This window comes from Cytobacillus sp. FSL M8-0252, from assembly GCF_038007345.1.
Lineage (GTDB): Bacteria > Bacillota > Bacilli > Bacillales > Cytobacillaceae > Cytobacillus > Cytobacillus kochii.
In genome coordinates this window covers 645,684-659,171 of record NZ_JBBOWZ010000001.1, presented here as the reverse complement: position 1 = coordinate 659,171, position 13,488 = coordinate 645,684, and the positions used below count along the sequence as shown (strand labels likewise).

The 13,488-nt window shown below is 40.1% G+C and carries 12 protein-coding genes; 1 reads left to right on the top strand and 11 read right to left on the bottom strand.

The features are described 5' to 3' along the window. Positions 1-2: 2 nt before the first annotated feature. Positions 3-1,745, bottom strand: a complete 1,743-nt coding sequence (locus MKX83_RS03400; protein ID WP_180317018.1) for an adenine deaminase C-terminal domain-containing protein — start codon at positions 1,743-1,745, stop codon at positions 3-5. A 160-nt stretch (positions 1,746-1,905) separates the two neighbouring features. On the opposite strand from MKX83_RS03400, the gene MKX83_RS03395 reads away from it, so the two are divergent. Next, positions 1,906-2,199 carry a YgaP family membrane protein gene (locus MKX83_RS03395; RefSeq protein WP_095370714.1) on the top strand — a complete coding sequence of 98 codons (294 nt, stop codon included), beginning with the start codon at positions 1,906-1,908 and terminating at the stop codon, positions 2,197-2,199. Positions 2,200-2,247: 48 nt separating this feature from the next. Here MKX83_RS03395 and purD read toward each other — a convergent pair whose 3' ends face one another. The 10 genes from purD to purB form a co-directional block, all read right to left on the bottom strand. Then, complete coding sequence (gene purD, locus MKX83_RS03390) at positions 2,248-3,525, bottom strand: phosphoribosylamine--glycine ligase (RefSeq protein ID WP_341054050.1); 1,278 nt, start codon at positions 3,523-3,525, stop codon at positions 2,248-2,250. A gap of 18 nt (positions 3,526-3,543) precedes the next feature. Next, entirely contained in the window at positions 3,544-5,079 is a 1,536-nt protein-coding gene (purH, locus tag MKX83_RS03385) for a bifunctional phosphoribosylaminoimidazolecarboxamide formyltransferase/IMP cyclohydrolase (RefSeq protein WP_307315343.1), read from the bottom strand. A 31-nt stretch (positions 5,080-5,110) separates the two neighbouring features. Next, a complete protein-coding gene (purN, locus tag MKX83_RS03380; protein WP_095370717.1) occupies positions 5,111-5,683 on the bottom strand; it encodes a phosphoribosylglycinamide formyltransferase in 573 nt (190 codons plus the stop codon). 16 nt (positions 5,684-5,699) lie between these two features. Further along, entirely contained in the window at positions 5,700-6,725 is a 1,026-nt protein-coding gene (gene purM, locus MKX83_RS03375; protein WP_341054047.1) for a phosphoribosylformylglycinamidine cyclo-ligase, read from the bottom strand. A 128-nt stretch (positions 6,726-6,853) separates the two neighbouring features. Next, complete coding sequence (gene purF / locus MKX83_RS03370; protein WP_095370719.1) at positions 6,854-8,266, bottom strand: amidophosphoribosyltransferase; 1,413 nt, start codon at positions 8,264-8,266, stop codon at positions 6,854-6,856. Further along, a complete protein-coding gene (gene purL, locus MKX83_RS03365) occupies positions 8,251-10,467 on the bottom strand; it encodes a phosphoribosylformylglycinamidine synthase subunit PurL (protein ID WP_341054044.1) in 2,217 nt (738 codons plus the stop codon). The genes purF and purL overlap by 16 nt, the downstream gene beginning before the upstream one ends. After that, positions 10,451-11,137, bottom strand: a complete 687-nt coding sequence (gene purQ, locus MKX83_RS03360) for a phosphoribosylformylglycinamidine synthase subunit PurQ (protein WP_341049695.1) — start codon at positions 11,135-11,137, stop codon at positions 10,451-10,453. The genes purL and purQ overlap by 17 nt, the downstream gene beginning before the upstream one ends. Further along, positions 11,134-11,388: a phosphoribosylformylglycinamidine synthase subunit PurS gene (purS, locus tag MKX83_RS03355; protein WP_095370721.1), complete on the bottom strand. Its 255-nt coding sequence runs from the start codon at positions 11,386-11,388 to the stop codon at positions 11,134-11,136. Before purS ends, purQ begins: the two co-directional genes overlap by 4 nt. Continuing rightward, positions 11,381-12,100, bottom strand: coding sequence for a phosphoribosylaminoimidazolesuccinocarboxamide synthase (purC, locus tag MKX83_RS03350; RefSeq protein WP_322910218.1), 720 nt, complete (start codon positions 12,098-12,100; stop codon positions 11,381-11,383). Before purC ends, purS begins: the two co-directional genes overlap by 8 nt. Before the next feature lie 92 nt (positions 12,101-12,192). Beyond that, positions 12,193-13,485, bottom strand: coding sequence for an adenylosuccinate lyase (gene purB / locus MKX83_RS03345; protein WP_095370723.1), 1,293 nt, complete (start codon positions 13,483-13,485; stop codon positions 12,193-12,195). Positions 13,486-13,488: the final 3 nt, after the last annotated feature.

The following is a 13,488-nucleotide window of genomic DNA, read 5'->3' as shown; positions in this document are numbered from 1 at the left end:
TTTTAACGCATCATAGTTGGAAAGAGTACAGTTTTATTCATGACATCATACATTCCTCGCTGTGTAACCCTGATATAAGGGAGATGAGTGGAGGAAAAAAATAATAATGTATAAATTGGATCGGCAAAACGATAACCTCTTTCCCGCAAATAGGCTAATAAGGTTCTTTCTTCTTCAATCAAATCTTCCACTCTTTTATTCGACATGATTCCCTTTAATTTAAGTGGGATTTCTGTAACAATGTTCCCTTGCTCAGAAATAACAATTCCACCACCTATTTCTTTCATATGATTAAAAGCATTCATCATGTCTTTCTTGCTTTTACCGATTAAGATAATATCACCGGTATTAGAATAAGAACTTGCTAAACCGTCTAGCTCCTTAGCAAACCCTTTAATCACCGTATTTACACGCCACTTGCCTTTGCGGTCAATTAACATGAAGAAACACTCGTCATGCTCCCTACTTAGCTCATCGCCGGAAATATCAATGGCTAATGAGTAAGGCTTTGTGATAACAGCGCTCTCCATTTTAATACCGAACGGCATCGAAAATTGCATATCATGAGATGTAAGCTCCCAGTTCATTTCTAGCGGTTCAAATCCATACTCTTCCCATGGCATATTATCTTCAAATGGTGTATTTTCACCATCTTTCCTTATCCACTTACCTTTTGCTAACACACTAACAGGCGTTGGGTTACTTTCATTCTCTAGGAAATTGATATTAGCCACTCTACCTGTAGCGATATTTCCATGCAGATGTTGGATGTTATAGTACTTAGCTACGTTAATTGTACCCATATTATACGCATCTATTGTCGGTACCCCTTTTTCAAGGGCAATTCGGATCATCTGATCAATAATCCCTTGATCGGAAAAGGATGAAGAAGAGCCATCTGTCGTAAAGATAAATGATTCATAATGATCAATGCCCAATTCATGCATTTCATCCAATAACTGCGGTAAATCAGGTCGAATTGATGAATAGCGCAACGATACAGTATATCCTTGCATCAAACGATTCATAATCTCTTGTCCGTTAATCGCTTCATGGTCGCAATCAGCCCCGAGCAGCATTAACTTTGCTAAAGTCTTTTCTGACGCCCCAGGAAAATGACCTTCGATTTGCTTTCTCATTCTTTTCGCTTCTTGCATCCAATGGAGCATTAAATCATCACCGTCGAGTAACTTTGGCCAGCCAGTTAACTCTCCACCTTGTAATACCGCATCATGCTCTAACCAAGATTTAATATTACCATGCGAAAATGTTGTCTCTTCATTTTGAATTTCTGTTTGCGCATCAAATCGGCACCACCAATACATCGTTGAAGGAATATTTCTCATTTCCTTCAAAAATGAAAACGCTTTCTTTTTCTCTAATTGTAATGCTAGCACCATATTATCATTAATCAAAGTGGTCGTGCCAAATTGCGCTGCATAACGAGCAAAGGAAAGGGGATTATATAACTGAAATGGATGTGCATGTGGTTCAATATATCCTGGAACAAGCGTCATTCCATTACAATCAACAATTTCACAGCCTTCTAACTTGTCAGGAAGCTTTTCACCGACATAAACAATACGATCACCGAGAATCCAGATATTCGCATGTACCCATTTTTTAATTGCTTGATTTAAGTAACGAGCATTTTTCAGTAACATCGTTGGTGCAATACGCCCATCTAGAACAGATACATGTTCACGTAGATGTTTGTTTTTCCAACGGTATCGCTGTTCTAGCACTCTGTTTCCTCCTTTTATGGTAACTACAATTATCTATTTTTATTTTTCGTTTACGATAATGAAGCAGCATTCATGTTGCCTATTATCATAACATATATAACTTTTTAACGCAGTAAAGAATAACAAATATTTGTTAATTTTTTGTGAAGGAGGTCCTTTTATGAATGTTAAGCCCAATATTGGTATCATTCAGGCATTAATCCGTATTACTTGTGGATTAACCATTATTGCTTGGAGTGCCACAAAGCTCGTTAAAAAACCTTGGAGTGATCGCTTTCTCATTCTTATTTCACTTGGTGCAATGAAGGTTGCAGAAGGTATTGTCCGCTATTGTCCTATCATTGCCTTATTTGAAAAAGGGAAAGAGAATATAAAAGATTCTGACCACCAGTTTAAACCACCTATGGATTTTTTAAAAGAGCAAAAGTTATTAAAGGATACTGATTTTGAATGAAAAATATGCCCCCTTATTTTTTTTGGGGGGCATTTTCATTTTCCCTATCTATTTTTCTATAGTCGAATGTGCTATCGCCTTATAGCCAATATCCCTGCGGTAAAAGACTTCTTCTGTTGTTAGATACGTTAGCGCATCATACACTTGCTTTTGTGCAGATACTAAGTCATTTGCTTTGCTACCAACAAGTAAGACTCGGCCGCCATTTGTTGTGAATGCACCTTGGGCATTTTTCGCCGTTCCTGCATGGAAGACAAATGCTTCTTCTGCTACTTTTTCGATTCCTTTTAGTTCGGCACCACTCTCATATGCTTCCGGATAACCATTGGCTGCGACCACAACCCCAAGCATTGCCTCCTCATCCCATTCAATCACTGGTTTACCTCCAGCAATTACTTCTAACATGACATGGGATAAGTCTGACTTCATTCTAGGTAAAATGACTTGTGTTTCCGGATCACCAAAGCGGGCATTGAATTCAATCACCTTTGGCCCTAGTTCTGTCGCGATAAGTCCCGCATAGAGAACGCCACAAAAACTGCGATTCTCTTTAACTAATGCTTCTGCAGCTGGAATTAAAATCGTTTCAATCGCTGTTTCAACCGTCTCCTTGCTGATATGTGGAACAGGTGAATAAGCACCCATTCCTCCTGTGTTTGGTCCTTTATCTCCATCGAAAGCGCGTTTATGGTCTTGAGCAATTTCTAAGGGGATAACTGTCTCTCCATTAACAAAAGCCATTAATGAAAATTCTTCACCAGCTAAAAATTCTTCAATAACGACTGTAGCAGAAGCTTCACCAAATTTTTCTCCAACTAACATATCCGCTAACGCTGCTAATGCTTCATCTTCTGTCATCGCAACAACGACGCCTTTTCCAGCAGCTAATCCATCCGCTTTAATAACAATTGGCGCTCCTTGTTCTTTCACATAAGCACTTGCAGCCTCATACTGATCAAACACTTCATAGCTTCCTGTTGGAATGGAATATTTCTTCATGAGCTCTTTTGCAAAGGATTTACTTCCTTCAATTTCAGCCGCTCGACTTTTCGGTCCAAAAACAGTAAGTCCAGCTCCCTCCATCTTATCAGCCAAACCTTCAAGTAAAGGAACTTCAGGTCCAATAACTGTTAATTCAACATGATTATCGAGCGCAAAAGCAATCAGTTCTTCTTGTTCGTTCTCGGAAATATCAATAATCGTTGCTACATCTTCCATTCCTGGATTTCCTGGTGCAACAAACACTGTTTCCACTTGGCTGCTTTCACTTAACTTTCTACTGATGGCATGCTCACGTCCGCCTCTACCGATTACTAATACGTTCATTTCATGTTCTCCCCCAGTTTAATGTTTGAAATGTCTCACACCAGTGAATACCATTGCCAGGCCATACTCATTTGCTTTTTCAATCGATTCCTGATCTTTAATCGAACCACCGGGTTGAATAATAGCCGTAATACCAGCTTTAGCTGCTGCTTCAACTGTATCATTCATTGGGAAAAAGGCATCGGATGCCATTGTTGCTCCTTCAACTGCTTTTCCTGCTTGCTCGATCGCAATTTTCGCAGAGCCGACACGATTCATTTGGCCTGCACCAATACCTAATGTTTGGTCGCTATTATTGACAACAATCGCATTCGACTTCACATGCTTCACTACTTTCCAGCCAAGTTTGAGTGATTGCCACTCTTCCTCCGTTGGTTCTCTTGTTGTCGCCACAGTAATATTCGCTTCTTCAAGACCATAAGTATCGTAATCTTGCGCTAATAAACCGCCTTCAATAGAAGTTAGACGTTTTTCCGTCTTTTTGTTTCCTTCAAAAGGAATAGTTAATAGTCTTAAATTCTTCTTCCCTTGTAAAATCTCAAGTGCTTCCGCTGAAAAAGAAGGCGCTATAATGATTTCTAGAAAGATTTCATGAAGTTTCGTTGCTGTTTGTGCATTTACTTCACGGTTAAGGGCAATAATCCCCCCAAAAATAGACACAGGATCAGCTGCAAAAGCTTTAGAGAAAGCATCATAAATATCTGTGCCAATACCGACACCACATGGGTTCATATGTTTTACTGCAACAGCAGCTGGTCCGTCAAACTCTTTAACAATTTGTAACGCTGCATCAGCATCATTAATATTATTGTAAGACAGCTCTTTGCCATGTAGCTGTGTAGCGTTAGCAATCGAAAAGACCGACCCTAATGGTTTGCGATAAAAGGAAGCTTTTTGATGAGGGTTTTCTCCATAACGTAATGCTTGTTTTAATTCATACGTAACTGTCAACTTTTCTGGCTGCTCTTCTTCTGCTAATTCTGTCATATATTCAGCTATCATTGCATCATAAGCAGCTGTATGACGGAATACTTTTGCTGCTAGCTTGCGTTTGGTTGCAGCATCTACAATGTCATTTTCTTTTAATTGTGTAATGACTGTTTCGTAATCAATGGGATCTACAACAACTGTCACATGTGCGTGGTTTTTAGCAGAGGCACGTAACATCGCAGGACCACCGATATCAATATTTTCAATTGCATCCTCCACTGTCACATCTGGCTTAGCAATGGTCTGTTGGAAAGGATAGAGATTCACACATACCACTTGAATCGGATTAATCTGATGTTTTTCTAACTGTGCTTGATGAGATGAATCATCGAACTTAGCTAGTAATCCACCATGGATAAGCGGATTTAATGTTTTTACTCTTCCTTCTAAAATTTCAGGAAATCCTGTAACATCACTTACACCGATTACCGGAACCCCAGCTTCAGCTATTGCTTTTTTTGTTCCACCTGTTGAAACAATTTCAAACCCTAATTCGTGAAGTTCTTTCGCAAATGCTGCTACACCATTTTTATCTGATACACTAATAAGCGCACGTTTTTTCATCGTCCATTTTCCTCCCTGTAAGATGTTCCTCTTAGGCGTTTTCGTTTAAAAGCTTTTGTAATACTTCTGGATAAAATTGATGCTCTACTTTATGAATTCGATTCTGCAATGCTTCTTTCGTATCACCTGGTAGGATGGCTACCTTTCTTTGATCAATAATCGGACCCGTATCCATCCCTTCGTCTACATAATGAATGGTTACACCTGTTTGTTTCACCTCTGCAGAAAGCGCTTGTCCAATAGCATCTTTACCAGGGAATGCTGGTAAATAAGAAGGATGGATATTTACAATTCTTCCGCCATATTCACGTAAAAGAACATCCCCAATAAGACGCATATAACCTGCAAGAACAATAAAATCTATGTTTGCATTCTCTAATTCTACTAATATTTGTTCTTCATATGCTGTTTTACTCGTAAAATCTTTCGCACGAAAAGCAAAGGTTGGAATCCCTTCATTTACAGCACGTTGAATACAGTAAGACTCTGGCTTATCACTTACCAGTAGTTTAATGTCTACCTGCAATTCATCGTTTTTAAAGGCATCAACAATCGCTTGAAAATTTGTTCCACTGCCAGATGCAAAAATGGCGATATTTTTCATGATAACCTCCGTCTATTTAAAGGATTGAAATCCCCTCTTGCTGTGTAACTTTACCAATCACACTTGCTTTTTCACCAATCTTATTAAAGTAATTGACTACTTTTTCAGCATCCTTAACAGAAACAATTGCCACCATTCCGATGCCCATATTAAATATATTGTACATATCCTTACGCTCAAGCTTACCTACTTCTTCCATCAGCTTGAAAATCGGCTGAATCTCCCAACTACCCTCGATTAATTCAGCTCCTAAGCCTTGAGGTAACACTCTAGGGATATTCTCGATAAATCCGCCACCCGTAATATGAGCGAAGCCTTTTACATCAAATTGCTTTAATGCCGATAAAACTGATTTCACATAGATTCGCGTTGGTTTTAGGAGTTCTTCACCTAACGTGTTCCCTAGTTCCTCTCTATACTCTTGCAATGAGAGTTTCGCATCCTCTAAAAATATCTTCCGTACGAGAGAATAACCATTGCTATGGATTCCGTTCGATGCAAGGCCGATTAAAACATCACCCTCTTGAATATTTGAACCATCGATTAAATCACTCTTTTCACATGCACCGACAGAAAATCCCGCTAAATCATACTCTTCTTCACTGTACATTCCAGGCATTTCCGCTGTTTCTCCACCAACAAGCGCGCAACCTGCTTGTTCACAACCGTCAGCTATTCCTTTGACAATGGCTTCTATCTTTTCTGGCTCAGCCTTCCCACAAGCAATATAATCTAAGAAGTAAAGAGGTTCTGCACCTTGAACAACGATATCATTGACACACATAGCAACGGCATCAATCCCAATTGTGTCATGCTGATTCATCATAAAAGCTAGCATCAGCTTTGTTCCGACACCATCTGTCCCTGATACAAGCACAGGTTCTTTTAAGCCAAGTGATGACAAATCAAACATGCCTCCAAAACCGCCAAGACCACCGATTACACCTGGTCTCATCGTTTTCTCCACATGCTTCTTCATACGGTTCACTGCTTCGTAACCCGCTTCAATATCTACGCCAGCTTGTTTATAAGCATTCGCCATTCCTATCCACCTCACCAATTTATTAACAGGTATTCTTTCAATCTAGCATCATACGCCAAGTATTCGCACCAAAACGTATTGTTAATTTCTAAGAATAAAAGTAGCAAACCATGTTGCTACTTTATTATTTATACTTTTTCGTACGGATGTAGCGTGCTTGGATAGATCTCCGTTGGATACTTCCCTGTGAAGCAAGCTAAGCAAAGACCTCTTGTCTCGCCTTCTTCTTCTCTTCCAATGGCATCGATCATCCCTTTTGGACTTAAAAAAGTAAGTGTATCAGCACCAATAATTTCGCGAATATCTTCTACAGAACGATCAGAAGCAATTAATTCTTCTTTTGTTGAAGTATCAATGCCATAGAAGCATGGGTTTTTGATCGGTGGCGAGCTGATGATTACATGTACTTCAGTCGCGCCTGCTTCTTTTAACATCGTCACAATACGGCGGCTCGTTGTTCCACGTACAATGGAGTCATCCACCATGACAACTCGTTTCCCTTCAACAACACCTCTTACAGGTGATAGCTTCATCTTCACTCCTTGTTCCCGCAATGACTGTGATGGTTGGATAAATGTCCGACCAACATACTTATTCTTAATGAGACCCATCTCATAAGGAATCCCTGTTGCTTCAGCATAACCAATGGCTACGGAAATACTTGAATCAGGTACACCAGTTACGACATCTGCCTCAATCGGAACCTCGACAGCAAGCTGCTTCCCTAAATTTTTTCGCGCTGTATGGACATTGATGCCATTAATATTGCTATCTGGTCGGGAGAAATACACATATTCCATCGCACACATAGATATATTTGAAGCCATTGCGAACATTTCAGAACGGAACCCATTATCATCAATGACTAATAACTCTCCAGGTAATACATCACGAACAAACTCAGCTCCGACAATATCGAAAGCACATGTTTCGGAAGCAATTACGTAAGCATCCCCAATTTTGCCTAGAGATAGAGGACGGAGACCATTCGGATCAACCGCAACCATCATTTCATTTTCAGTCATAATTAAGAAAGCATAAGCGCCTTTTACCATGGACAAGGCATTCTTCACACGCTCTTTATGAGAAGATACACCGCCTCGTTTAATTAAATGAGCTAATACCTCGGTATCTGAACTCGTTTGAAAAATACTTCCCTGTGCTTCTAGTTGATATTTAAGGGCTGTAGCATTCGTTAAATTTCCATTGTGACATAGAGCTAGACCACCATTTTGTGATTGGAATAAAAGTGGTTGCACATTCTCATAGCCCCCGCCACCTGCAGTAGCGTACCTGACATGACCAATTGCTGAAGTTCCTTTTAGTTCTTGAATAGCATCTTGAGAGAAAACCTCAGTGACGAGGCCCTCTCCTTTTACACCCTTCAACTTATCTCCATCTGTTACAACAATACCTGTACCTTCTTGACCACGATGCTGAAGGCTATGCAATCCGTAATAAGTAATCTGTGCTGCTTCCGGATGACCCCAAATACCAAAGACACCACATTCCTCATTTAAACCTTTTATTTCTGCAAGCATGCTGGTATAGCTCCCTTCCACGCCTTATTTAGCACTTCTGTTTGCTCTTTGATTACAAGTTCGTCGTTTACAGTAATTTCAAGTGCTTGCTCATTTGTTACTTCACCAATGAGTGTAGCATTTGTTAATTGTTCAAATGCTTCTTTGTTCTCCTTCTTCACACTTAGAAGGAATCTAGATTGAGATTCACTGAACAATTGTGTTGTCGCTTCACCAGTTAACTTAAGTTTTGCACCTAATTGATTCGCAAATAAACTCTCAGCTACTGCCACTGCTAACCCACCTTCTGCAAGATCATGTGCAGATGATAGTAACCCTTGGTGAATAGCTATTAAGACTTTTTCTTGATTGGCTGCTTCTACTGTTAAATCGATTGCTGGTGCTTGCCCGAAGATTTTTTTGTAGCTTAGCTTCTGTAGTTCACTGCCACCAAATTCCGCTCTCGTATCACCTAATAAATAAATCAGGTCGCCTGCTTGTTTGAAGTCTTGTGTTGTCACATGCTCAATATCCTCCACTAGACCAACCATCCCGATAACTGGCGTAGGGTAAATCGCTGTGCCGTTTGTTTCGTTATATAATGAAACATTACCACCAATGACCGGCGTATTTAATGTACGACAAGCTTCACTGATGCCATCAGCAGATTTTTGAATTTGCCAGAAGATTTCTGGCTTTTCCGGATTACCGAAGTTTAAGTTGTCCGTAATTGCTAACGGCGCGCCACCAGAACAAACGATATTACGTGCTGCTTCAGCTACAGCTATTTTTCCGCCTACTTCAGGATCTAAATACATATAGCGTGAATTACAATCCGTAGTCATCGCTAGTCCTTTTTTCGTTCCACGGATACGGATAACTGCGGCATCAGACCCTGGAGCTACGACTGTATTGGTTCTTACCATATAATCATATTGGTCATATACCCACTCTTTACTAGCGATCGTTGGTTGTTGTAATAATGACAGTAGAGTTTCTCCATGATCATCAACTGCGGGAATATCATTTTCCATCGCCTGGAATTCACGGTAATAAGCTGGTTCTTTGGAAGGCTTATGGTATACAGGTGCTTCTTCTGCTAGTGCATCTGTTGGTACATCTGCCACTACTTCGCCTTTATGAATCAAACGTAGTTGTTTATCATCAGTCACACGGCCGATTGCCACTGCTTCTAAATCATATTTGGAGAAAAGGTCAACAATTTCTTGCTCTCTTCCTTTCGTCACTACAATTAACATTCTTTCTTGTGACTCCGATAACATCATTTCATAAGCAGTCATTCCTGTTTCGCGTTGTGGAACTAAGTCTAGGTTCATTTCTATCCCTGAACCAGCTTTACTTGCCATCTCTGCAGATGAACTCGTTAATCCTGCCGCGCCCATATCTTGAATCCCTACTAATGCGTCAGATTTTACAAGTTCAAGGCATGCTTCTAATAGCAACTTCTCCATAAATGGATCACCTACTTGAACAGCCGGACGATTCTCCTCTGATTGATCCGTTAATTCTTCAGAAGCAAAAGTAGCACCGTGAATGCCATCGCGACCAGTTTTGGCTCCCACATACATGACTGTGTTACCTACCCCATGCGCTTGCCCTTTTTTAATATCTTTATGATCAATTAAGCCGACACACATCGCATTAACAAGTGGATTCCCTTCATAGGAAGCGTCGAATTGCACTTCTCCACCGACTGTTGGAATGCCTATGCAATTACCATATCCAGCAATCCCCGCTACTACTTCTTCAAAAAGGTAGCGAACACGAGGAGTATCCAATTCTCCAAAGCGTAAAGAGTTGAGGAGTGCAACAGGTCTTGCGCCCATCGAGAATACATCGCGGATAATACCGCCCACACCCGTTGCTGCCCCCTGATAAGGTTCGATCGCAGATGGGTGATTATGGCTTTCAATCTTGAATACAACAGCCTGTTCATCTCCTATATCAACAATTCCGGCACCTTCTCCTGGACCTTGCAACACATGCTCGCCTTTTGTAGGGAACTTACTTAATACAGGCTTAGAGTTTTTGTAGCTACAATGTTCTGACCACATAACAGAGAAAAGTCCGATTTCAGTATAGTTAGGTAGGCGACCTAAAATCTTTTCAACCATTGCAAATTCGTCATCTGACAAACCCATTTCCTTATAGACTTGTTGTTCTTTTAGTTGTTCTGGACTTGGTTCAAGCATTAACGACATGTGATTCCCTCCATTGTTTCACAATTGATTGAAAAACTTTTAACCCATCAGCGCCACCTATTAGCTCATCTACCGCTCTCTCAGGGTGGGGCATCATGCCAAGCACATTGCCCGCTTTATTCGTAATACCAGCAATATTACTTAAGCTACCATTCGGGTTGGCATCATGGTAAGTAAAAACAATTTGATTGTTTTCTTTTAAACTAGCAAGTGTCACTTCATCACAATAGTAGTTTCCTTCACCATGAGCTACTGGTATGGTAATCACTTCATCTTGTTCATATCCTTGCGAGAACATTGTTTGATTGTTCTCGACTTTTAATTGAACTGGACGACAAATGAATTTTAAGCTTTCATTTCTTCTCATCGCCCCTGGCAGTAAGCCTGCTTCTAGTAAAATTTGAAAACCGTTGCAGACGCCTAATACCGGTTTCCCTGCCTCAGCCGCTTTAATCACTTCCTTCATCACGTGACTAAATCGTGCAATGGCTCCACTTCGCAAATAATCACCGTATGAAAATCCTCCCGGTAATAGAATGCCATCAAAACCATCTAAGCTTTTTTCATCGTGCCAAACATATTCCACATCACAGCCCAGCTCATCTTTTACTGCATGATACATGTCAATATCACAGTTCGATCCTGGAAAAACAATCACAGCAAACTTCACTGAGCAACAGCCTCCTCGATTTCAAAACGATAATCTTCAATCACGACATTCGCAAGTAATCTTTCACACATTTCTTTTACTACTTCTTCAACAGGACGCTCTGACTTTTCAATCGAAAGCTCCAAGTATTTTCCGATGCGCACATCTGACACTTCGTTGTAATTCATGGAATGCAAGGAGTGCTTAACAGCATTTCCTTGTGGATCTAATACGCTCTCTCTTAATGTGACGAACACCTTTACTTTATACATGAAGTTTTCCTCCCAGTCTGGATAAAATATTTTCATAAGCATCTGTTAAATTGCCAAGGTCGCGACGAAAAACATCTTTGTCGAGCTTTTCATTCGTTTTTAAATCCCAAAAGCGGCATGTATCAGGTGAAATTTCATCTGCTAACAGAATAGCACCTGATGCATCCTTACCGAATTCCAATTTAAAATCGACGAGGCGGATGCCCAACTCTTTAAAAAATTGTGATAATACTTCATTTACTTTCAATGCTTTTTCTTTTAAAAATGCGACTTCTTCTTCGGTTGCTAAATCCATGATTTCTATATGGTCCTCTGTTAATAATGGATCACCTAAATCATCGTCCTTATAATAAAATTCGACAATTGGTCTTGTTAATGGTTTTCCTTCTTCCACGCCAAGCCTTTTTGCAAAGCTGCCTGCTGAAGTATTTCTCACAACAGTTTCTAATGGAATGATGTCCACTTTCTTTACAAGTTGCTCATTCGGAGAAATTTGCTTCACAAAATGAGAATCAATACCAAGCTCCTTTAGTTTTGAAAATAGCAAGCTAGTAATCTCATTATTTAAACGGCCCTTGCCGTCAATACTTGCTTTCTTCTCTCCATTAAAAGCAGTAGCAGCATCTTTGTATTCTAGCCAAACGATAGATGCATCATCTGTGTTGTAAACCCTTTTTGCTTTTCCTTCATAAACAAGTGAACCTTTTTGCATGACTTGCGCCTCCCAATCATGAAAATTAGCAATATTCTTACTAGGTGAAATGAATGGGGAGAGGAGGAAAAACTTCTTCTCCCCATTATTTTTTATAAACCTAAACGATTAAAGATCGTATCTACATGCTTCAAATGGTGATGATAATCGAAGCAATCATCTATCTCTTCTTTTGTTAAAAGGGAAGTGATCTTTTCATCTTGATCAATTAAGCTGCGGAATGGTACTTGTTTTTCCCATGATTCCATTGCTTTTGGTTGAACAGTATCATACGCTTCTTCACGCACAAGGCCTTTATCAATCAATGCGAGCAATACACGTTGAGAATAAATAAGCCCTAACGTACGATCCATATTTCGTTTCATATTCTCAGGATATACCGTTAAGTTCTTCACAATATTGCCAAAGCGGTTAAGCATATAATTCAATGCAATCGTTGCATCTGGTAAAATCACGCGCTCCGCTGAAGAGTGAGAAATATCACGCTCATGCCACAATGACACATTTTCATACGCGGTCATCATATAACCACGAATGACTCTTGCCATCCCTGTCATATTCTCTGATCCAATCGGATTACGCTTATGAGGCATGGCTGAAGAACCTTTTTGTCCTTTTGCAAAGAATTCTTCCACTTCACGTGTTTCACTCTTTTGCAGGCCCCGTATCTCTGTGGCAAACTTCTCGATGGACGTAGCAATTAATGCAATCGTGCTCATATAATGTGCATGACGATCACGTTGTAGTGTTTGTGTAGAAATAGGTGCTGGCTGAATACCAAGCTTTTCACAAACATATTGTTCAACAAATGGATCGATGTTCGCATACGTACCGACAGCGCCGGAAATTTTACCGAACTCAACGCCGGCAGCCGCCTCTTTAAAGCGTGCCAAGTTACGTTTCATCTCTTCATACCATAATGCCATTTTCAAACCAAAAGTAGTCGGCTCCGCATGCACACCATGTGTACGTCCCATCATTACTGTGTTTTTATGCTCTTGTGCTTTTACTTTAAGAATTTCTACAAAACGCTCGAGGTCTTTTAGTAAGATATCATTTGCTTGCTTTACTATATATGAAAGTGCAGTATCGACAACATCTGTAGAAGTAAGGCCATAATGGACCCATTTACGTTCTTCACCGAGTGTTTCGGAAACGGCACGTGTAAAGGCAACGACATCATGTCTTGTTTCTTCTTCTATTTCTTTAATTCGCTCAATGTCAAATGAAGCTTTTTCACGGATTTTAGCTACATCCTCTTTAGGAATATCTCCAAGCTCAGCCCAGGCTTCGCAAGCAAGAATCTCCACTTCCAACCAAGCTTGGAAACGGTTCTGTTCTGTCCAAATAGCTCCCATCTCTGGGCGAGTATAACGATCAATCATGAT